The following is a 19,785-nucleotide window of genomic DNA, read 5'->3' as shown; positions in this document are numbered from 1 at the left end:
CTCCTACTCGCCAGCCGCCGGCTGCGACATGGCGGCGTTCATGACGCCCGGCAGCGGCGATGAATCGCCGTCCTTCGCCGCCTTCAGCGCCAGGTGCACCAGCACGCCGAGATAGGCGATCAGCAACAGCACATAGAGAACGAGGTATATGGCGAGCGTCAGCGCGACATGGCTGCCGGCCACCGGGCCGACCGCGTCGGCGGTTTTCAGCACGCCGGTCACCAGCCAGGGCTGGCGGCCGATTTCGGTGGTGTACCAGCCGGCCAGCGTCGCCAGCCAGCCCGACAGCGCCATCGGCACCATCAGCATGGCCAGCGGCTTGGGCAGGCTGTGCCGGCGCTTGAGGAAGAAGGCCGCCGACCATGAGACGAGCAGCATCAATATGCCCGTGCCGACCATGATGCGGAAACCCCAGAACACCGGAAAGACCGGCGGATGATTGCCGGCATAGTCGTTCAACCCCGGCACCACGCCGCTGGTCGAGTGCCGCAGCACCAGGCTGGCGCCATCGGGAATGGCGATCTCGAATTTGTTCTCCCTGGCTGCCTCGTCGGGCAGCGCGAAGAGCACCAGCGGCACGTTGGGGCCGGTGTTCCAGTTGGCCTCCATGGCGGCGATCTTCTGCGGCTGATGCTCCAGCGTGTTCAGCCCATGCTGGTCGCCGGCGAAGATCTGGATCGGGATCAGGGTCGCCGCCGTGAAGACGCCGGTGCGCAGCGCCTTCCACATCGATTCCGAGCGGTCGCCGGTGAGATAGCGCAGCGCCGACAGGCCAGCGATCAGGAACGACACCGTCAGCCCCGACGCCAGCAGCATGTGGGTCAGCCTGTAAGGCATTGACGGGTTGAAGATGATTGCCCACCAGTCGACCGCATGCGCCACGCCGTCGCGCATCTCGAAGCCGGCCGGCGTCTGCATCCAGGAATTGAGCGCGATGATCCAGAATGCCGAGACGGTGGTGCCGCCGGCGACCAGCACCGTCGCCAGCGTGTGGATGCGGTTGGAGACGCGGCGGAAGCCGAACAGCATGATGCCGAGGAAGGCCGCTTCGAGGAAGAAGGCGGTGAGGATTTCGTAGGCCAGCAGCGGCCCGGCGATGTTGCCGACCTTTTCCATGTAGCCCGGCCAGTTGGTGCCGAACTGGAAGCTCATGGTGACGCCCGAAACCACGCCCATGGCAAAGGACAGCGCGAAAACCTTCACCCAGGTGAAATAGGCGCGCATCCAAGCGGAATCGTTGGTCGCGTTGTAGCGCAGCTTGAAGAACAGCAGCACCCAACCCAGCGCAATGGTGATCGTCGGAAATAGAATATGGAATGAAATATTCGTGCCGAACTGGATACGCGAAAGTATGAGCGGGTCCATGATGGGCTCCGGCTGCTGCAAATACTCGCGAAGGATAGGCCCGAAGCGAGTTCACGTCAAAGCGGCGTCCTGCCGCGAGGCTGAACGCCACAGGACAATTTTGCCGGTTGCGTGCCGCGCAACTCCGGGCCTGTGCGCCGCACCTGCAACGGCCGGCCGGCACGATTGTCGAGAACTGTCAGCAGGGCATTGACTTGCGGTTGCAAGCACCGACATTCGTCCTATATCAGGGGACCTCTTTCAAGCAGCCGTTTTCATCCATGCCTTCCATCCTGTCCATTTCCGGGGTCTCCAAGACCTACGCAACCGGTTTCACCGCGCTCAAGGAAGTCAATCTCGACATTCAGCGCGGCGAAATCTTCGCGCTGCTTGGACCCAATGGCGCCGGCAAGACGACGCTGATCTCGATCGTCTGCGGCATCGTCAACCGTTCGTCGGGCACGGTCACCGTCGACGGCCACGACATCAACAAGGATTATCGCGCCGCGCGCGGTCTGATCGGGCTGGTGCCGCAGGAACTGACCATCGACGCCTTCGAGAGCGTCTGGGCGACGGTCAATTACAGCCGTGGCCTGTTCGGCAAGCCGGCCAACCCCGGCTTTGTCGAGAAGGTGCTGCGCGACCTGTCGCTGTGGGACAAGAAGGACGCCAAGGCGATCACCTTGTCGGGCGGCATGAAGCGCCGGCTGATGATCGCCAAGGCGCTGTCGCATGAGCCGCGCATCCTATTCCTCGACGAGCCGACCGCCGGCGTCGACGTCGAGCTGCGCCAGGACATGTGGGCGATGGTGCGCCGGCTGCGCGAGGACGGCGTCACCATCATCCTCACCACGCACTATATCGAGGAAGCCGAGGCGATGGCCGACCGCGTCGGCGTCATCAATCGCGGCGAGATCATCCTGGTCGAGAACAAGGCCGAACTGATGCGCAAGCTCGGCCGCAAGCGGCTGGTGCTGGAACTGCGCAATCCGCTGACGGCCGTTCCCGAGGCGCTCTCGCGCTATGCGCTGGAATTGTCGCCGGATGGCGGGCAGCTGACCTACACCTATGACAATCAGGCCGAGAGGCCCGGCGTCGCCTCGTTGATGCGCGATCTCGAGGCCGGCGGCATCCAGTTCCGCGATATCGACACGCAAAACTCTTCGCTCGAGGAGATCTTCGTCAATCTGGTGAGGAGGGAGCCATGAACCTGCGCGCCGCCATGAACCTTCGCGCAGTATGGGCGATCTACCGGATGGAAATGGCCCGTGCTTTCCGCACCGTGCTGCAGAGCATCGTCTCGCCGGTCATCTCGACGTCGCTGTATTTCGTCGTCTTCGGCTCGGCCATCGGCTCGCGCATCACCGAGATCGACGGCATCAGCTACGGTGCCTTCATCGTGCCGGGTCTGATCATGCTGTCGCTGTTGACGCAGTCGATCTCCAACGCCTCCTTTGCCATCTATTTCCCGAAATTCGTCGGCTCGATCTACGAGCTTCTGTCGGCGCCGGTCTCCTATCTGGAGATCGTCATCGCCTATGTCGGCGGCGCCGCGACCAAATCGATCATCCTCGGCCTGATCATCCTGGCCACCGCCTCGCTGTTCGTACCGCTCACCATCCTGCATCCGTTCTGGATGCTCGCTTTCCTGGTGCTGACGGCGGTGACCTTCAGCCTGTTCGGCTTCATCATCGGCATCTGGGCGAAGAGTTTCGAGCAGCTGCAGCTGGTGCCGCTGTTGATCATCACGCCGCTGACCTTCCTCGGCGGCAGCTTCTATTCGATCAACATGCTGCCCGAGATCTGGCGCACGGTGACGCTGTTCAACCCGGTCGTCTATTTGATCAGCGGCTTCCGCTGGAGCTTCTACGGCAAGTCCGACGTTTCGGTCGGCGTCAGCCTCGGCATGACGGTCGTCTTCCTGCTGGTCTGCATAAGCATCGTCGCCTGGATCTTCAGGACCGGTTATCGGCTGAGGAATTGAGCGGCGAAAGTACAGGTCTGTTGAGATTCAGGTCAGGCCGAGACGAAAATGGTGGATTCCGAGAACCGGAGCGGAGCGTACTTTTCGTACGTGAGCACCGGAAGCGCAGGAAGCCGCCATTTGCAGGCCGGCATCACCTGAATATCAGCAGACCTAGATCGCCTTGACCAGCCGCAGCAGCCCCAGCATCTCGACATACGTTCCCTTGCGGAAGGCGATATAGACCGGCTCTTCGACGCCGTGGAAGCGGCGCTTGAAGGCCGCCTGGCCCTGCAGGTTGAACCTGCGGCGGTTGACCCAGGGCGAAGAATAGGCGCGCTGGAAGGCATTGCGCCAGAAATCGCTTTCGGCAAATCCGCTCGGACCCACATCGACGAGCGGCGACAGGCCGAGCGTGACCACCGAGATGCCCTCTTCGCGAAAACGGTCGACGGCGAATTTGGTCAGGCCGACCTCGGCATGCGGTGAGGCGTCGAGATGCTTGCGCTTGAAGGCGGTGGTGTAGCCGATGACCTTGCCGTCGGCAAACAACGGGTCGAAGTCGAGCAAAGCGACCAGTTCGCCATCGGGACCGTGCAGGACGAAACGGCGCATGTCGGTGCCGAGATGGTCGGCGAAATGGCGGTTGAGAAAGCCCATCTCCCAGCGCTTGACGATGCGGTCGCCGCGCCAGTTTTCCGAAAGCCGGGCGATCTCGTCGAGGTAGATGGTGCGCTTGTCCTCTTCGAACGAAAAGCCTTTCTTCAGCAGCCAGCGCTCGGAGTAGCGCACGGTCTCGTTGCGCTTCCCGGAAAAATCATGCTCGGGCAGGGCGAGGCGGGTGTCGATGCCGAGGCGATTGACCTTGTAGCCAAGGCCGGCCAGCACGCATGCGGTGTCCTCGCCGACCTGCACGAACCATGGGCTGCCGGCGGTCTCGACGAAGCGCTTGATGTAATCGGCCCGACGCGCCGGAGCCGCCACCGGGTCGCCGAGCGCGAAATGGTGCTTCATCTTGGTACCGAAGGCGATGTAGCCATCGGCGTCGCCGAAATAGGAAAGCTTGCCTTGCACGGCGGTGGAATAGGCGAGCGAGAAGTCGCCATAGCGGCGCACCAGTGCCAGGCGTTCGACATGGGTCAGCGCCTGCCGCTCGACCTCGGGCGCGGCAGCCTCAAGGATCTTGTCGAAATGGAACCGCAAGGAGGGCATGGTCGAGATTCCGCGTGCCGCCTACAGCGCCGGCCGTCCAGGACGCGCCAAGGTGCTGTAACACTTTGATTCTGCGCATGACTCGAAAATCGGACTCGATTTCGGACATGCGCGTGGGGGATAACCGAGACCCGCCAGCCACCCAAGGCCTCGAATCAATCACATTGCCGCGACCTGATTACCGTTGATATCGCGCATATGCCATATAGAGCGCAACCGCGGCCCGGCGTGTGGCTCTAAATCGCATCGCTCGAAATTCGGCCGCGGTTTGCTGCAGGGATCCTGCGCGCGATCAAACGGTTACAGCGTCCTGCGAGCCTTGCGGCGGGACGTCCAATGGGATTCGAGTGAATGACGGATACGACAATCAGATCGGTTGCGGATCTGCCGGCCATGGTCGAGCCGGCAATCGTCGTCGGCGCCGGTGCTGCTGGGCTGGCCGCCGCGCATGCCTTGATGAACGCCGGCGTGCCGACGGCGATCCTGGAAAAGGAAAGCCGGCTGGCCGAGCCCTGGCACCGGCGCCACCAGCAATTGCATCTCAACACCCATCGCGATCTTTCTTCGCTGCCTGGTCTCGCCTTTCCCCCTGGCACGCCCGCCTTTCCGCAAAGGATGGTCGTCATCCGCCACATGAACGATTTCCAGAAGGAGAACCGGCTGCCGGTGCAGTTTGGCGTCGCGGTCGAAGAGATCACCTTCAAGGGCGATCACTGGGCATTGCGCACCAGCGCCGGACTGCGCTTCGCCCGCAATGTCGTCATCGCCACCGGCCGCGACAGGCAGCCATTCACCCCCGAATGGAAAGGCATGAAGGATTTCGTCGGGCGCATCATCCATTCGGCGGATTTCGGTGACGCGCAAGCCTATGCGGGCCAAAGAGTGCTGGTCGTCGGCGCCGGCAATTCGGGTTTCGACGCGCTCAATCATCTGGCCGGCATAGACACGGCCGCCATCTGGCTGTCGGCCCGCAGCGGCCCCGCTTTGCTGCCCAAGCGGATTGCCAAGATCGCCGTGCATAGGCTTTCGCCGCTCATGGCGCGCCTGCCTTTGCGGATCGCCGATGCCGTGATGGCGGCAACGCAGCGGCTGGTTTTCGGCGACCTGACCAAATTCGGCCTGCCGCCCGCGCCTGCGGGCGGCGCCAGCCGCCTGACCTCGGACTATACCGCGATCGCCGCCGATGACGGCGCCGTCGGCGCCATCAAGGCCGGCAAGATCACCGTCGTGCCGGGCATACGGGAATTCACCCGCGATGGCGTGATCCTGGCCAATGGCAGCCTGATCTATCCCGACATCGTCATTGCCGCGACAGGCTACCGCACCGGGCTGGAGCCCATGGTCGGCAAGCTCGGCGTGCTCGACGCCAAGGGCGTTCCGCTCTTCAACGGTGGCCAAGCCGATCCAAAATTGCCCGGTCTGTGGTTCACCGGCATGCGGCCAAGCATTCGCGGCTGCTTCGCCAATGCCGGCATCCTGGCCAAGGCGATCGCCAAACGAATTGCAAGGTCGGCCCCGCACCAATCCAGCGCATCACGCTGATTTCGGTTCCAGCCGCCGGAAACCGACGGCTTCCATCAGCATGTCTTCTTCCACCATGCCGGCATTGTGCAGGGCGAGCAGGTTAAGCGCGATTTCCCGCGCGTCGGCGGAATCGGGATGTGCCTCGCGCCGCCGGCAGGCCTCGTCGAACACGCGCTGCAGCTTGGCGATATCGGCTGGCTTGAGCAAGCCACGGTCATAGACAGACTTCGACATGGCGATCTCCTGATAAAGACCTAGAGCGCCACGTTTAAATTGCCAATCTTTCCCGAGGCTTGACCGACTTCCCCCGTCGCCTCGTCATCCTGGGGCGGAGCAAGGAGCGAAGCGACGCGGCGCAGACCTCTGGAGCTGCTCCGCAGCCCAAGGGATACATGCCGCGGCTTCAAGGCGCAGCAGCGGCGCAAATTCTGCTCCGCTGCTGCCCATGCGAGTGGGCAATCAGACCGCGATCTTGCCGCCGCCTTGTCTGGTGATGGCGACCACCGACGGCCGCACCGGCATGTCGGGCTTGAAGTCGGGCCAGCGCGTCGACAGGTCCTCATAGTAAGAGGGGCGCCCGAACGCTTCCCAGTCCTCTCCGCCGTCGCCCGGATGCTGGACGGCGACGAAGGCGGTCTGGTCGTCGGGCGCAAACAGCGGACCGCACATCTCGGCGCCGATCGGCACGCGGAAGAACAGTTTCGAGGTCGCCCGCGCCGCCCCCTCGGTGTCCACTGCCCACAGGCCATCGGTGCGGCCGGTGGCTTTCGGCCCCTGTCCGTCGGTCGCGACCCAGAGACGCCCGGCCGAATCGACCGCGCAATTGTCGGGCATGCCGAACCAGCCATTGGCCGTCGTTGCTGTCGAGAAGGTGGCGCCGACATCGGCGACCGCCGGATCGCCGCATTTCAGCAGCACTTCCCACTTGCCCTTGGCGGCGGTGAAATCGCCGCCGTCCTCGGCGATTTCGATGATGTGGCCGAAGGCGTTTTCGGCGCGCGGGTTGGCAGCATCGACCTGGTCGGCCTTGCGCTTCGAATTGTTGGTCAGCATGACATAGACCTTGCCGTTGACGCCATTGGGCTGGACATCTTCCGGGCGGTCCATCTTGGTGGCGCCGAGCAGGTCGGCGGCGCGGCGCGTCTCGATCAGCACGTCGGCCTGGCTGGCAAAACCGTTTTCAGCCGTCAGCGGCCCCTGGCCGAAGACGATCGGCAGCCATTCGACCGTGCCGTCTTCGGCGAACTTGGCGACATGCAGCGTGCCATCGTCGAGCAGGTCCTTGTTGGCGGCACGATCGTTCGGATTGAACGCGGCCCTGGTCACGAACTTGTAGACATAGTCGAAGCGCTCGTCGTCACCGAGATAGAAGACGACGCGGCCGTCCTTGGCGACGATCGATTCGGCGCCCTCATGCTTGAAGCGGCCCATGGCGGTGCGCTTCCTCGGCGTCGAGGTCGGGTCGTTGACATCGACCTCGACGATCCAGCCGAAGCGGTTGGCTTCGTTGGGTTCCTTGGCGAGGTCGAAACGCTCGTAATGCGCCGCCCATTCATAGGCGCCTTCGGGAATGCCGAGACGCTTGTAGTTCGCGGCTTCCTTGTGGCCTTCCGGCAGCTCGCCGGAAAAATAGCCATGGATGTTCTCCTCGGCCATCACATAGGTGCCCCAGGGCGTGACGCCGCCGGCGCAATTGTTGAACGTGCCGAACACCTTGGTGCCGGACGGATCGGCATTGGTCTTGACGCGGTCATGGCCGGCAACCGGGCCGGACAGCGCCATTTCGGTGTTGGAGGTGATGCGGCGGTTGAGCTTGCCGTCGCGCACCACCTGCCATTTGCCACCATCCTTGCGGATCTCGACGATGGTGCCGCCATGGGCGGCCATCTCGACATCGACCTGCTCCTTCGAGAGGGGTGCGACTTCTGCCGACTTCTTGCCGTCCTTTTCGACGATCTTCACGATGCCCGGGAACATCAGATGCGGATTGGTGTATTCGTGGTTGACCACCAGCAGGCCATGTTCGGCCGAGCCGTCGATCGGGATGTAGCCGACATAGTCATTGTTGTAGCCGAACTGTTTCGCCTGGGCCTCGGCCGACTGTTTCGTCGGGTCGAAGTCGGGCGAATCGGCAAACAACGGATCGCCCCAGCGCAGCAGGACATCGGCATCGTAACCCGACGCGACATGGTGCTTGTCGTCGATGCCGGCCTCGAGTTCGTCGAACGCGAAGGCCGAGCCTCCCGCTGCCCTGGCCTCGTCGGCGCTGATCAGCGCCAGCGGGCTGACGGTGGCGGCGATGGCCGAGACGGCCAGCGAGCCCTTGAGGAAGCCGCGGCGCGAGAACCGCGCGGCGATGATCTCGCCCATGGTGCGGTTGTCGGAGGCGTTGATCGCCGGGCCGTCGTTTTCCTCGAGCAGGCTGGTGCGGAATCGGGTGTCGGGGGAGCGAAGGTCAGTCATCGTGGCTTGCCTCTGGCTGTCGGGTGGCTGGAGCGTGGGGTACCTGTTGACCCCCTTATAATCGCCGGGTCACATTTTCGTGACATCGGGAGACGTTTCAGACGCGACAGGCATTGCGCGCAGCGCTGGCTCAGCATTCCCGAAGGCCGTGAGCTGCTCCGGAATCGTCTTTCGAGAGGAAGGAGACCTTCGGCGGCATGTTTCGCGCGCATCTTACAACGGCGCATGACGTCAGTCGTTGCCAACGGATCAACGGACAAAGCCGGCTCGACAAGTCACCTCCGCCGCCCCCGGCGGAGGTGACTTGATGTTCGGCGTCTGCCGTCGTCAGGCGTCGGGAAAGCGAGTCTCCCGTTTAGCGATGGCGGTCGCGGCGCCGTTCATGCAAAGCTAATGTAGCATAGGCTTGGGACTTTAGTCCAATCTTGCGCTTGCAAAGGTCCTAGTTGACAACCGCAACGGTCGGAGGTCGCTTCCGGGCGCCGCGTCTTTCGGCAATGTTGTTGCACTGCAACGTTGGGGTGGGGCGCGCCGGGCTCAGTCGTCGGAGATCAAAATGCACAGATCGGTCACGACCCGTTGTTGCCGGCTGGCGCTCAAATCGGCAGCGGCGCTGGCGTTGACGATTGCTCCCTACCAAATTGTCCTGGACGGCTCCGTTTCCGGCATCCAGACCGCCAGCGCATACGCCGGCAAAGGTGGCGGCGGCAACGGTGGTGGTGGGGGCGGAGGCAACAGTGGGGGCGGCAACGGCGGCAATTCCGGCGGAGGCAATAGCGGGAACAGCGGCAATAGCGGCAACGGCAATGGGAATGGCAACAGCGGCAAATCAGGATCCAATCAGGGTAAGAGCGGGAGCCATGTCAATGCAAAGACCGGTGACAAGGTCGACGTGACCGGCAACAAGATCACGGTCCGGCACCCCGACGGCATAACGGAAAAGCTCGAGAACGGTCGTTTCAGCATGAAGGACGCGCTCGGTCGCACGATCATCGACCGCCAGGCTACCCCGGCCGATGCCAATCGTCTCAAGGCCTTGTGAAGCTGGCCAACAGGCAACGGTCAGCTTTGCACGTCACCTCCGCCGCCCCCCGGCGGAGGTGACCTCGTTTTTGGCCAGCGTCCCGGTTTTCGGCACCGCAATGGCTGCAGTCCCGAGGCGCGACGTGCTTTTGCGCAATCCGGGACGGGAAACCGTTGCGCATTTCCCCGTACCTGGCCTGGAGCAATTCTAGGAAAAGTGTGAAGCGGTTTTCCGTCTAGAATCGCGTCAAAACAAAGAATTAGAGCAGCTCGCCGTTCCGTGAAACGGTGAAATGCTCTAAGAAGGCCTGTCGCGGTCGCGCAACTCACGCATCATCAAGGCCGCTTCGGTGCGGTTTCGCACATTGAGCTTCGACAGCACCCCGGTCATGTGGTGCTTGACGGTCTTCTCCTGCAGTTCAAGCCGCAAGGCGACTTCCTTGTTGCTCAGCCCCTCCGCCACCAGCCGCAGGATTTCCGTCTGCCGATCGGTGAGCTGCCGCAGCCGTTCCGCAATGCCGTCGGTCGGCTGCTGGGACTGGAGATCCGAAAGCAGCCGGGCCGACAGCGTCGGCGACAGATAGCTTTCGCCGGCTGCAACATTGCGCAGGATGTCGGCGAGCCCGCGCGACCCGACGCCTTTGAGGACATAGCCATTCACCCCTGCGTTCAGCGCCTTTGTCACATCGGCATTGGCCTCCGAAACGGTCAGCATGACGATCTTCTGGGCGGGATGGCTGGCGAGGATGCTTGCGACCGCGGTCAGCCCGCCGCCCGGCATGGAGATATCGAGCAGCAAGATGTCGGGCCGCACCGTCGTGGCGAGGCGTTCGGCATCCTGCGCCGTGGCGCCCTCGCCAACCATCTCGAAGCCCCCGATCTCCGACAGGCTGCGCGTCACACCTTCGCGAAAGAGGGGATGATCGTCGACAATGGCGATGCGGATGGTACCAGTCATGCTTGCTCCTCGACCGACAGACGGATCACCAAACGCGTACCTTGCGGCCCGGTCAAGGTTTCGAACTGTCCGCCAATGCTTTCGACCCGCTCCCTGAGGCCGGCGAGGCCGAGACCCTCGACCCGTGCCGCCGGATCGAAACCCGGCCCGCCGTCCGACACTTCGACAAAAAGCCTGCCACCTTTCATCCCGGCGCTCACTGCCTGATCCTTGCCTAGCCCGTGGCGATAGGCGTTGTTCAGCCCTTCCTGAACGAAACGATAGATGCTGATCTTCTCGGAAGCGCCGGGTTCCGGCAACTGTCCGGCCAGCGTCAGCGTCACCGACGTTCCCGTCCTCTGCTCGTGTTCCTTGACGGCCAGCCGCAGAATGTCGTTTGCGGCAGCCGTCTCGATCTGCGGAAGGACAAGGCCGGTGCAGATGCCGCGTATTTCACGCATCGCATCCTCCAGTGTCTTGCGGATCATCGCGACCTCGGTCGAACGGCTTACGCCCGAATGGCCATCGCTGGAAAATATCGGACTATCCATGCGCAGCGCCGCCAGGGCCACGAGTTGGGCCGGGCCGTCATGGAGGTCGGCGCCGATACGGCGCAGATATCTTTCGTTGAGCGCGGTGGCGCGGCGAGAGGCCCGTTGCACGCGCAGTCGCAAGGCACTGTTTTGCGCCACCAGACCCTGCAGCTCCGACACTTGGCGGCGCAGCGCCCCACGCTGATCGTCGATGGTGCGGCTGCCGCGCAGGACGATGCCCGACAGGAGCAGGAATGCCGCCAGGGTCGCGCCGGCCACGATCAGCCAGCTCGACCACAGGGCGGACGCCAGGGTGGCCTGGAAATCGTCGGCGATCTCATAGAACTCGGTGACCGCCACCACCTCGCCCGACCAGGGCTCGCGCACGGGATTGTAGATCTCCAGCAAGGGCAAGCGGGTAGCCTTCTCCTCGCGTTCATCATCATCGAATGTATTGAATTCAGCGACGACGTTGCCTTCGAAGGCGGAACGCAGATTGTCGCTCGGACCGAAGCGGCGGCCGATCAGGGCCGTCTCCTTGGCGTAGAGAACCGTCCCGTCGCGGCGCCAGAGTACGAACGATTCGAGGCGCTTACCAAGCGCGCCCTGGCCAAGCGTCTCGTCCAGCGCCTGCTTGACGGACTCGCTGAGCTCCTGCTCCTTGCGCAAGTCGGGAAGCAGCGGCGCAATCACGCTGTCGACATAGAGCGCCGTCGTGGCGGCCGAATTGCGGATGACGCCGTCCCGGATCTGCGCCGTCACCCAGGTGCCCACCACCAACATGACAGCCAGCAGGCCAAAGCCGCCGGCAATGACGAATTGCAGGGCAAGGGAAAGCTCGCTCCAGCGCCGCACCAGGTTTTGAAAACTGCGAATCATGAGCCCCTGACCGCCCTTCGAACCGACAGATTGGGCGATGGTAGTACTTTGAGCTTCCGGCTTGCCATTGCCAAGAGCTTCGTTTGGTCGAGGTCGCTTGACGTCCCGGCGCGCTTGGGAAACAACGTCCGCGACACACGCGGCGGGAGCCGCTTCGAGAGGGGACGGAGCGTTGAGTTTTTCAGGATTGCTGCAGCTCGGCTTTTCGACGGTCATTTTCCTGCTGGCGGCGACAGCCGCCAAGCAATGGGGCCTGGCGCCGAGCCTTGGCAAGATCGCGCTGACGCTGGCACTCTATTCGCTGGGCAATCTGATCATGCTGCGGCTGATCCGCGAATTCGGCATGTCGGTGTCGTTCAGCCTTTCCGCCGTCATCCAGCTGGTCTCGGTGAACGTCGTGGCACTGGTCTTCTTCGGCGAGCGCGTCAATGCGCTGCAGGCGACCGGGATCATGCTGGCGATCGCAGCGGTGGCGCTGATCACGCTCGGACCCTATCTGCAAGGCCGGCTGTAACGGGCGAATTGCCGATGAAGAACGCCGCGAACGCTTTGCTCAACCGGGTTGAATTCCCGGTGCTGCTGGCCGGCCTGGTCATCGCCGCCGGCCTGTGGGGATTCGAGGAGCTGATGGAGATGGCGCGCGCCACCACGCCGCACGCCTTCGATACCGAAATCCTGCTCGCCTTCCGCCAGGCGGGCCGCCCTGACAGCCCGGTCGGCCCGCTGTGGCTGCAAGGGGCGATGCGCGACATCACCAGCCTCGGCAGCGGCAGCGTGCTGGTGCTGATCGTGACGGCGGTCATCGTGTATCTCCTGCTTATCCGCAGGCCGGCGACCGCCCTTTTCATCTTCGTGGCGGTGGCCGGGGGGCAGGTATTGTCGAGCCTGCTGAAAGCCGGCATCGACCGGCCGCGCCCCGAACTCGTCTCGCATCTCGTCAACGAAACGACGCTGTCTTTTCCGAGCGGCCACGCCATGCTGTCGGCGGTGACCTATCTGACGCTCGGCGCGCTGGCGGCACGCTTCCTGCCCGGTCGAACGACGAAGATCTATGTGCTGTCGCTGGCGGTGCTGACGACGCTGCTGGTTGGCGTCAGCCGCATCTATCTTGGCGTCCACTGGCCATCGGACGTGCTTGCCGGCTGGTGCGCGGGCTTCGTCTGGGCGATGCTTTGCTGGCTCGCTGCCCGGGCGTGGCAGCGATGGCGTGGGCAGCACCCGGACGGCGAGACTGGAGACTAGATCAGCCGGTTGATCAGCCCGTGAAAGTATCTGAAAAAATGGTCAGTCAATGCGCCGCGCCTTACGTCCCAAACGTTCATACTAATGCTTGAAACATCACAATAATGGTATTATACCTCATTTCTGCAGACTCAGACGGGGATTCCGGCCGATGATCACTGCCGCGCAGATGCGTGCCGCAAGGGCGCTGGCCGGCATCGATCAGAAGACGCTCGCCGAGCGCGCCGGCGTTTCGCTTCCGACCATCCAGCGCATGGAGGCGAGCGATGGCGTGGTCAGGGGCGTGGTCGACACGCTGATGAAGGTCATCCAGGCTCTCGACGAGGCCGGGGTGGAGCTGATCGGCGAGAACCAGACCAGCGAGCGCGGCGGCCGGGGCGTGCGCCTCAAGCCTGCCGTGCCGCGGGGTCCCAAGGCTGAGCCGGCATAAAGTCGCGACGGCGACCGCCGACAGCCCTGCCGACGATCCCGCCGCCTTTCAGGGTGCGAAAGGCAGTCCATGGATCAGACGCAGCGGGCAGTGCATGAACCGGCCCACAGGTCGGTAAAGCCGACATTTTCCGAATTGTTCACACCGAAGCTGGTGACGGTCTGGCGCGAGGGCTACACCTTCGCCGACTTCAAGGCGGACGCCATTGCCGGGCTGACGGTCGCCATCGTCGCGCTGCCCTTGTCGATGGCGATCGCGATCGCTTCGGGGGTCGCTCCCGAGCGCGGCCTCTACACCTCGATCGTCGGCGGCTTCATCATTTCTGCGCTCGGCGGCAGCCGCTTCCAGATCGGCGGTCCGGCCGGCGCCTTCATTGTGCTGGTGGCAGCGACGGTTGCCCGCGTCGGCATCGATGGGCTGCTTTTGGCAACGATGATGGCAGGGGTCTTCCTGCTCGCCATCGGCTATCTTCGTCTCGGCACCTACATCAAATTCATTCCCTATCCGGTGACGGTCGGCTTCACCGCCGGCATCGCCGTCATCATCTTTTCAGGACAGATCGTCGAACTGTTCGGGCTGAAGCTTGCCGGCAAGGAGCCGGGACCGCTGGTGCCGAAGCTGATCGCGGTCGCCGAGGCGGCCGGCACCATCAACCCGGCGGCGACCTTGGTGGCGGTGTTGACCATCGTCACCATCGCCGGCCTGAAACGCTGGCGGCCGACATCGCCCGCAATGCTCATCGCCATCGGGCTGGCATCGCTGGTCGTGGCGCTTCTCTCGCTGCCCGCCGAGACGATCGGCACCCGCTTTGGCGGCATCCAGCGCAGCCTGCAAATGCCCGCTCTGCCACCGGTCAGCCTGGACAGGATGATTGACGTGCTGCCGGATGCCATCGCCTTCGCCTTGCTGGGCGCCATCGAATCGCTGCTGTCGGCGGTGGTCGCCGATGGAATGACGGGCCGACGGCATCGTTCCAACTGCGAACTGGTGGCGCAAGGCTTCGCCAACATCGCGTCCGCCCTGTTCGGCGGCATCTGCGCCACAGGCACCATCGCCCGCACGGCGACCAATGTGCGGGCCGGCGCCCACGGACCGGTTTCGGGCATCGTCCACTCAGCCATCCTGCTCGCTTTGATGCTGGTGGCGGCGCCGCTCGCCAGCTACATCCCGCTCGCCGCCCTTGCCGGCGTGCTGGCGGTCGTGTGCTGGAACATGTTCGAGAAACAGGCCTTCGCCACCTTGCTGCGTGCCTCACGCGGCGACGCGCTGGTGCTGATGGCGACCTTCCTGCTCGTCATCTTCCGCGATCTCACTGAAGGCATCGTCGTCGGCTTCGTGCTGGGGTCGATCCTGTTCATCGACCGCATGGCCAAATCGATTGCGGTCGAGGCCGATCAGCCGCTGGTGCAGGAGGATGTCGCCGACAGCACCAACGCCTACGATGCCAGCGAGGCGACCGACGCCGACACCGTGGTCTACCGCATCTCCGGCGCTTTCTTCTTCGGCGCCGCGTCGACCGTCGGCACCGTGCTCGACCGCATCGCCGACCAGCGCAAAAACTTCATCCTCGATTGCTCGGCCGTACCGTTCTTCGATTCGACGGCGGCCAACGTCATCGAGGGCGCCGCCCACAAGGCGAAACGCGCCGGCGTCCGCTTCATCATATCAGGTGCCGCGCCGCAGATCCGGCGTATGCTGATCAACCACGGCGTCAAGCGCCCGCTGGTGACCTATGCCGCCTCGATCAAGGATGCGCGGGCGCAGCTGAAAGGGAAGCTGGAGGCAGAGTAGAAATCGGGATTTGCCGGTCGGCGGGCCACACAGGTGTCCGCCGGTTGAACGCAAACGTTTTGGCCCTGGGTTGACTCACGCACGGCGCGACGTGAACGGCCGCTTTGCGCCCTCGTTTCCGCCATTCAGACTATCGTTGCAGCTTCCCGAAAGCTGACGGTCTGCTAAGCCAGCACTAAGGCCTCGAATGGGGTGGTAGCAGGTTACGCCGCCGGTCAGCCCGCTGCCCAACGATAATGGTCGCGTTGATGTCAATGCGAGCCCCAAATATCATGCAAGTACTCCTGGGCTATCCGCCCGGGTGGTCGTGCCACCGTGCGCGGCGATGAACATGGCGACGGCCGACCGGCAATAGGATTCGATTTCGTTGTCGTCCTCTGCTCTCGCCTCATCGAAGCGTGCGATAATCAGGAGATCGGATCCTTTGATAAGCGCGGCAAACAGGCGGGCGGACCGGAGAGGATCGGTCACGTTCAGAACCGCCTTCGCGTGCAACTGACGCAACAGGGCCTCGATTTGGGCGATGACATGGGCGGGGCCGGCTTCGTAATGGAGCTTGCTTAACGACTTTTGATTCGTCTTGTCGGCCATGATCATGGCTTCGACACTGCGGACGTCCGGGTTCAACAGCGTGCGAAGCAGGGATGATCCCACCACCATGAGCTGATCTTCGGCCGAACCGTCGACGCCTTCAAAAAGGGCCTGTGGTGCAAACTGATGGCAGCGGGCCGCGATGGCCGCGCTGAACAGCGCCTCCTTGTTCTCGAAGTGCCGATAGATGCTGAGCTTGGATATCTTCGCTCTCTGGGCGACCTTGTCCAATGTCGTCGCATGAAAACCCAATTCCTCAAAGAGTTCGCACGCGGCGTCGACTATCGTTTGGCCAAGCGCCTCATTGGCGGGCCGGCCGCGCCGGCCCTGGCTGTTTTCGGTCACGACAATTCCAGTCCTTGACAGTATCATAATTCTTGAATTACGATACCACGCAGTGTCAAAAATGTGCAAGCCAGGCCAAGCCATCCCTCATCCACACACGGAGCCCATCACCATGGATGACGTCATCATCATCGGCGGCAGCTTTGCCGGTCTCGCCGCCGCCCTGCAGCTCGGACGTGCCCGCCGCAAGGTCACCGTTCTCGATACCGGCCTGCCGCGCAACCGCTTCGCCGGCCACTCGCATGGTCTGCTCGGCCACGATCACAAGCCACCGCTGGACATCCTGGCCGAAGCGCGGAAGCAACTGGCGCGTTATCCCACGATCAGGCTGGTCAATGGCCGGGCCGACAGCATCTCCGGCACCATCGACGATTTCTCGGTCCTCACTGGCGATGGCGAACACCTTGGGGCGCGCCGCCTGATCCTGAGTTATGGCGTCGCCGACCAGATGCCGGATGTTCCGGGCTTTGCCGAAAGCTGGGGCACATCCATTGTGCCCTGCCCCTATTGCGATGGCTTTGAAGTCGCCGACCAGCATTGGGGCCTCGTCTGGTCCGGCCCGCCGTCGCACAATTATGTCAGGCTGTACCACGACTGGACCGAAACATTGACGGTCTTCGCCGATGGTCACGACATTTCACCCGATGTTCGGGCCGATCTGGCGCGCCGCAACATACCTGTCGTTGATGGCCGGATCGCCGAAATCGCCCATCATCGGGGCCATATCACCACCGTTAATCTCGAGAGCGGCCGCAATGCCGCGGTCGACATCCTGTTCGCGCATCCGCGCAACAAGCCGTCCGCAAGCCTGCATGAATTAGTGGGCCTCGCCACGGTCAATACGCCCCTCGGCATCGCCATCAAGGTCGATGAGCGCCGCGAAACCAGCACGCCCGGCATCTATGCTGCCGGCGATCTTGCGAACCCGGCCATGGCCTCGGTCACCACGGCAATATCGCAAGGCGCGACGGCGGGTATCTCCGCCCAGCAGTCGATGCTGGTTTGAGAACACAGATTCCCCTCTCCGCACCGGCCTCCCTACGTCGTCGCCACCGTCGGCTGCCCGACAATACCAGCCAGTCTGCTGCCGGCCCCAATTGAGCCGTCGGTACGCCCGCAACCCGATGTCCGCTTTCGATGCCTCTCCACTAGAAGCTGACGGACTGCTACCGGCCCAAAGGCGACATCAAAATATCTGCTTGGCAATGTACGCTATTGGCGCTTGGCGGGCCGATCCGGGCGACGTCGTTTACTAGCCACAATAAGAGTTCGAGTTGGCGATCCTCGCCGATGAACGACAGGGGCTGTTGGCGAACGTCTCAGAGATCGGCCCTGAGGCACCGATCATGGCTCTCAGTCGAGCTTCAGCGCAGCCACTTCGCCCTCGTTCATCAACGGCACATAGAGGATCGACTTGCCGTCGGTGCCGATGTCGGCGCTGCCCGGTTTGAAATGCGCCAACGCTTCCGGCGCGCCGCCGGCTTGATAGCGGTAGAGCGTGCCGGTCATGTAGGCGGTGGCGAAGATGGTGTCGCCGATGGCGATGACGCCATCGAGATCGGCGAATTTCTGCGCGCCCGGCAAGGGCGAAACCACCTTGCTGGCGATGTCGACCGACAGCAGCCCACCCGGCTCCGCCGTGCTGAAGTCGGACTTGATGTCCTTGCCCCAGGAGGCGACGATCAGCCTGTTGCCATCGGCGAAGACGCCGTTGGGCGAAGCCAGCATCGCATCCCTGGCGAACAGTTCCGGTTGTTCGCCGTCGATACGATAGATCGTGTCGGCCAGCATGTCGGTGACATAGATCTTGCCTGATTGGTCCGATGTCATGTCGTTCAGGAAAACAGCGTTCGGTACCGTGATGCTGGCGACGAGCTTGCCGCTGGCGAGGTCGACGACGCGAACCTTGGTGATGTCGGCGACATAGAGCTTGCCGCCCGCTATCGCCATTCCCTTGGGCGCGTCCATGCCGTCGGTCCAGTGCCGGGTGACCGTCCTGCCGTCCACGGACAGCACGCTGAGATAGCCGTTGCCGTCGGCGTCGCCGGGATTGCCGACGATATTGGAAACGATAAGGCGATTGTTGGCTGCGTCGAACAGTGCCGATTCCGGTTGTTCGAGGCCGGTGGCGCGCCAGAGTTCTCCAGCCTCGGCGGCAGGCGCGCCTGCGATGCCGATGACGGCGAGAAAGGCTGATGTGACGAGGGTGTTCATGGCTGCTCTCCTGTGATGACGGCGGAGAGCTATGATTTTCGATATTTTCAGGAAAGGTCGATAACCTCTAGTATCGAAAGTCGATACGAAACCCACGGCAAGAGGTGCATTCCATGAACGGCCTTATCTTCGGCGCGTTGAAGCGGACGCTGAAGGCGAAGGGCGTCACCTATCGCGAGCTTGCCGAACGCATGGGGGTTTCCGAGCCGACGGTGAAGCGCATCTTCCACGAGCGCAACTGCAAGCTCGACCGGCTGGTGGAGATCTGCGCTGCCGCCGGTGTCGAGCTGGAGAACGTGCTCGGCTCGATGAACCGGGGGCCAGGGCCGGTCAACCGCATCGCGCCGGAGATCGAACGCAGGCTCGCCGGCCGGCCGGCACTGCTGTTCATCTTCGTCATGCTGTCGGAAAAATTCACGCCCGAGGGCATCATGCGCTCGCAAGGCCTGAGCGAAGCCTCGATGTTCCTCTATCTGCGCGATCTCGAGGAGCTCGGCCTGATCGCGCTCGGCCGCGGGCTCACGGCGAGATTGCTTGTCGAGACGCCGATCCAGTGGAATTTCGAAGGGCCGCTGCGGCCGCTGTTCGAGATGACCAACAAGAACTTCATCGGCTGGGCGATCACCCATATCGACAGGGAAGCGACCTTCGTCAGCTTTAGCAGGCGGATGCGGCCGGAGACGGCGGAGATGGTGCGACGCGAGGCGCAGGACCTCGCCGATCGCGCCAAACTGCTGGCCCATCACGATCAGCACACGACGCCGGAAGACGGGCTGGTCGGCTACAAATGGACGTTTGCCTTTGGCGCGACGCCATTCCCGGCGATCATGCCGATCGGGCCGCACGCGCGAGATGCCGGTGCGAGAGCAACGGACCCGGCCGCCAAGACACGGCGGCCGCTGCCGGCCTGATCGGCCAATCGTCTCAGCATGATTGCATCTGGCGGCTGAGCTTGCCGCGCACGGCCCTGGCGGTGCCGATGGCCACCATTTTCGCCGCTGTCTTGCCGCCTGGGCCTGCCATGCGGCCGGCGATGCCGACCGCGCCATTGACCGCGCCCATCATCTTCATCTGCCCGGCCGTCTCGTTCATGCTGGCCCTGCAGTCCTGCATTTTCCTGGTCGCCTCGACTGCAGCCAGGGCCTCGCCAAGGCCCTCCGGCGAGTCCGGGCCGGGGGGCGCCGGCCCCCCGGGGGCGGGGGGGGGGGGGGCGGGGCGGGGGGGGCGGGGGGGGGGGGGGGCGCGGGGGGGGCGGGGGGGGGGGGGGGGGCGGCCGGGCCGGGAGGGGGGGGGG

The 19,785-nt window shown here is 63.6% G+C and carries 19 protein-coding genes; 10 read left to right on the top strand and 9 right to left on the bottom strand.

All coding sequences use genetic code 11. The annotated features are described in order from the left end of the window. Positions 1-3: 3 nt before the first annotated feature. The gene (locus tag NKI69_RS29115; RefSeq protein WP_023813460.1) at positions 4-1,365 is read right to left on the bottom strand and encodes a cytochrome ubiquinol oxidase subunit I; all 1,362 of its coding nucleotides are present in this window, start codon (positions 1,363-1,365) and stop codon (positions 4-6) included. Positions 1,366-1,625: 260 nt separating this feature from the next. Here NKI69_RS29115 and NKI69_RS29110 point away from each other — a divergent pair, with 260 nt between their 5' ends. Further along, complete coding sequence (locus NKI69_RS29110) at positions 1,626-2,552, top strand: ABC transporter ATP-binding protein (protein ID WP_023813461.1); 927 nt, start codon at positions 1,626-1,628, stop codon at positions 2,550-2,552. Between the two features lie 14 nt (positions 2,553-2,566). Beyond that, positions 2,567-3,328 carry an ABC transporter permease gene (locus NKI69_RS29105; RefSeq protein ID WP_128305642.1) on the top strand — a complete coding sequence of 254 codons (762 nt, stop codon included), beginning with the start codon at positions 2,567-2,569 and terminating at the stop codon, positions 3,326-3,328. A gap of 153 nt (positions 3,329-3,481) precedes the next feature. On the opposite strand, the gene NKI69_RS29100 is transcribed toward NKI69_RS29105, so the two are convergent. Beyond that, positions 3,482-4,519 (bottom strand): phosphatidylglycerol lysyltransferase domain-containing protein, encoded by a 1,038-nt coding sequence (locus tag NKI69_RS29100; RefSeq protein WP_023813464.1) that lies wholly within the window; start codon positions 4,517-4,519, stop codon positions 3,482-3,484. 351 nt (positions 4,520-4,870) lie between these two features. Here NKI69_RS29100 and NKI69_RS29095 point away from each other — a divergent pair, with 351 nt between their 5' ends. Beyond that, complete coding sequence (locus tag NKI69_RS29095; protein WP_023813465.1) at positions 4,871-6,061, top strand: flavin-containing monooxygenase; 1,191 nt, start codon at positions 4,871-4,873, stop codon at positions 6,059-6,061. Here the strand turns inward: NKI69_RS29095 and NKI69_RS29090 are convergent. Next, a complete protein-coding gene (locus NKI69_RS29090; protein WP_013528677.1) occupies positions 6,053-6,277 on the bottom strand; it encodes a hypothetical protein in 225 nt (74 codons plus the stop codon). The two genes, NKI69_RS29095 and NKI69_RS29090, sit on opposite strands and share 9 nt — an antisense overlap. 225 nt (positions 6,278-6,502) lie before the next feature. Beyond that, a complete protein-coding gene (locus NKI69_RS29085; protein ID WP_023813466.1) occupies positions 6,503-8,506 on the bottom strand; it encodes a PhoX family protein in 2,004 nt (667 codons plus the stop codon). Positions 8,507-9,062: 556 nt separating this feature from the next. Between NKI69_RS29085 and NKI69_RS29080 the strand changes: the two genes are divergently transcribed. Next, complete coding sequence (locus tag NKI69_RS29080) at positions 9,063-9,548, top strand: hypothetical protein (protein WP_023813467.1); 486 nt, start codon at positions 9,063-9,065, stop codon at positions 9,546-9,548. A 279-nt stretch (positions 9,549-9,827) separates the two neighbouring features. Here NKI69_RS29080 and NKI69_RS29075 read toward each other — a convergent pair whose 3' ends face one another. Next, on the bottom strand, positions 9,828-10,487 hold the full coding sequence (locus NKI69_RS29075; protein ID WP_023813468.1) for a response regulator: 660 nt from the start codon (positions 10,485-10,487) through the stop codon (positions 9,828-9,830). Next, positions 10,484-11,878 carry a sensor histidine kinase gene (locus NKI69_RS29070; protein WP_023813469.1) on the bottom strand — a complete coding sequence of 465 codons (1,395 nt, stop codon included), beginning with the start codon at positions 11,876-11,878 and terminating at the stop codon, positions 10,484-10,486. Before NKI69_RS29070 ends, NKI69_RS29075 begins: the two co-directional genes overlap by 4 nt. Before the next feature lie 172 nt (positions 11,879-12,050). Here NKI69_RS29070 and NKI69_RS29065 point away from each other — a divergent pair, with 172 nt between their 5' ends. The 4 genes from NKI69_RS29065 to NKI69_RS29050 all read left to right on the top strand — a co-directional run bounded on the left by NKI69_RS29065 (position 12,051) and on the right by NKI69_RS29050 (position 15,341). Next, positions 12,051-12,392, top strand: coding sequence for a hypothetical protein (locus NKI69_RS29065; protein WP_013528672.1), 342 nt, complete (start codon positions 12,051-12,053; stop codon positions 12,390-12,392). A gap of 14 nt (positions 12,393-12,406) precedes the next feature. Next, positions 12,407-13,120 carry a phosphatase PAP2 family protein gene (locus NKI69_RS29060; protein WP_023813471.1) on the top strand — a complete coding sequence of 238 codons (714 nt, stop codon included), beginning with the start codon at positions 12,407-12,409 and terminating at the stop codon, positions 13,118-13,120. A 151-nt stretch (positions 13,121-13,271) separates the two neighbouring features. Continuing rightward, positions 13,272-13,550 carry a helix-turn-helix domain-containing protein gene (locus NKI69_RS29055; protein ID WP_023813472.1) on the top strand — a complete coding sequence of 93 codons (279 nt, stop codon included), beginning with the start codon at positions 13,272-13,274 and terminating at the stop codon, positions 13,548-13,550. A 69-nt stretch (positions 13,551-13,619) separates the two neighbouring features. Then, entirely contained in the window at positions 13,620-15,341 is a 1,722-nt protein-coding gene (locus tag NKI69_RS29050; protein WP_023813473.1) for a SulP family inorganic anion transporter, read from the top strand. Positions 15,342-15,611: 270 nt separating this feature from the next. Here NKI69_RS29050 and NKI69_RS29045 read toward each other — a convergent pair whose 3' ends face one another. Next, positions 15,612-16,283, bottom strand: a complete 672-nt coding sequence (locus tag NKI69_RS29045; protein WP_502895366.1) for a TetR/AcrR family transcriptional regulator — start codon at positions 16,281-16,283, stop codon at positions 15,612-15,614. A 106-nt stretch (positions 16,284-16,389) separates the two neighbouring features. Here NKI69_RS29045 and NKI69_RS29040 point away from each other — a divergent pair, with 106 nt between their 5' ends. Beyond that, positions 16,390-17,283 carry an NAD(P)/FAD-dependent oxidoreductase gene (locus tag NKI69_RS29040; RefSeq protein ID WP_023813475.1) on the top strand — a complete coding sequence of 298 codons (894 nt, stop codon included), beginning with the start codon at positions 16,390-16,392 and terminating at the stop codon, positions 17,281-17,283. Between the two features lie 347 nt (positions 17,284-17,630). Here the strand turns inward: NKI69_RS29040 and NKI69_RS29035 are convergent, their stop codons facing one another. After that, positions 17,631-18,491: an SMP-30/gluconolactonase/LRE family protein gene (locus tag NKI69_RS29035; RefSeq protein WP_023813476.1), complete on the bottom strand. Its 861-nt coding sequence runs from the start codon at positions 18,489-18,491 to the stop codon at positions 17,631-17,633. 113 nt (positions 18,492-18,604) lie between these two features. On the opposite strand from NKI69_RS29035, the gene NKI69_RS29030 reads away from it, so the two are divergent. Beyond that, complete coding sequence (locus tag NKI69_RS29030) at positions 18,605-19,402, top strand: helix-turn-helix domain-containing protein (protein ID WP_023813477.1); 798 nt, start codon at positions 18,605-18,607, stop codon at positions 19,400-19,402. Between the two features lie 13 nt (positions 19,403-19,415). Here the strand turns inward: NKI69_RS29030 and NKI69_RS29025 are convergent, their stop codons facing one another. Further along, positions 19,416-19,583, bottom strand: a complete 168-nt coding sequence (locus tag NKI69_RS29025) for a hypothetical protein (protein ID WP_352723010.1) — start codon at positions 19,581-19,583, stop codon at positions 19,416-19,418. Positions 19,584-19,785 lie beyond the last annotated feature (202 nt).

The sequence above is a fragment of the Mesorhizobium sp. M0491 genome, from assembly GCF_040321265.1.
GTDB lineage: Bacteria > Pseudomonadota > Alphaproteobacteria > Rhizobiales > Rhizobiaceae > Mesorhizobium.
This window is presented reverse-complemented; position numbering and strand designations above follow the sequence as displayed.

What these genes read in the sequence shown, in the direction of transcription:
- NKI69_RS29035 (WP_023813476.1), bottom strand. Translation starts at nt 18,491, where the DNA reads ATGAACACCCTCGTCACATCAGCCTTTCTCGCCGTCATCGGCATCGCA.
- NKI69_RS29070 (WP_023813469.1), bottom strand. Translation starts at nt 11,878, where the DNA reads ATGATTCGCAGTTTTCAAAACCTGGTGCGGCGCTGGAGCGAGCTTTCC.
- NKI69_RS29100 (WP_023813464.1), bottom strand. Translation starts at nt 4,519, where the DNA reads ATGCCCTCCTTGCGGTTCCATTTCGACAAGATCCTTGAGGCTGCCGCG.
- NKI69_RS29030 (WP_023813477.1), top strand. Translation starts at nt 18,605, where the DNA reads ATGAACGGCCTTATCTTCGGCGCGTTGAAGCGGACGCTGAAGGCGAAG.
- NKI69_RS29095 (WP_023813465.1), top strand. Translation starts at nt 4,871, where the DNA reads ATGACGGATACGACAATCAGATCGGTTGCGGATCTGCCGGCCATGGTC.
- NKI69_RS29025 (WP_352723010.1), bottom strand. Translation starts at nt 19,583, where the DNA reads ATGAACGAGACGGCCGGGCAGATGAAGATGATGGGCGCGGTCAATGGC.
- NKI69_RS29055 (WP_023813472.1), top strand. Translation starts at nt 13,272, where the DNA reads ATGATCACTGCCGCGCAGATGCGTGCCGCAAGGGCGCTGGCCGGCATC.
- NKI69_RS29105 (WP_128305642.1), top strand. Translation starts at nt 2,567, where the DNA reads ATGAACCTTCGCGCAGTATGGGCGATCTACCGGATGGAAATGGCCCGT.
- NKI69_RS29090 (WP_013528677.1), bottom strand. Translation starts at nt 6,277, where the DNA reads ATGTCGAAGTCTGTCTATGACCGTGGCTTGCTCAAGCCAGCCGATATC.
- NKI69_RS29115 (WP_023813460.1), bottom strand. Translation starts at nt 1,365, where the DNA reads ATGGACCCGCTCATACTTTCGCGTATCCAGTTCGGCACGAATATTTCA.
- NKI69_RS29110 (WP_023813461.1), top strand. Translation starts at nt 1,626, where the DNA reads ATGCCTTCCATCCTGTCCATTTCCGGGGTCTCCAAGACCTACGCAACC.
- NKI69_RS29040 (WP_023813475.1), top strand. Translation starts at nt 16,390, where the DNA reads ATGGATGACGTCATCATCATCGGCGGCAGCTTTGCCGGTCTCGCCGCC.
- NKI69_RS29075 (WP_023813468.1), bottom strand. Translation starts at nt 10,487, where the DNA reads ATGACTGGTACCATCCGCATCGCCATTGTCGACGATCATCCCCTCTTT.
- NKI69_RS29080 (WP_023813467.1), top strand. Translation starts at nt 9,063, where the DNA reads ATGCACAGATCGGTCACGACCCGTTGTTGCCGGCTGGCGCTCAAATCG.
- NKI69_RS29060 (WP_023813471.1), top strand. Translation starts at nt 12,407, where the DNA reads ATGAAGAACGCCGCGAACGCTTTGCTCAACCGGGTTGAATTCCCGGTG.
- NKI69_RS29050 (WP_023813473.1), top strand. Translation starts at nt 13,620, where the DNA reads ATGGATCAGACGCAGCGGGCAGTGCATGAACCGGCCCACAGGTCGGTA.
- NKI69_RS29085 (WP_023813466.1), bottom strand. Translation starts at nt 8,506, where the DNA reads ATGACTGACCTTCGCTCCCCCGACACCCGATTCCGCACCAGCCTGCTC.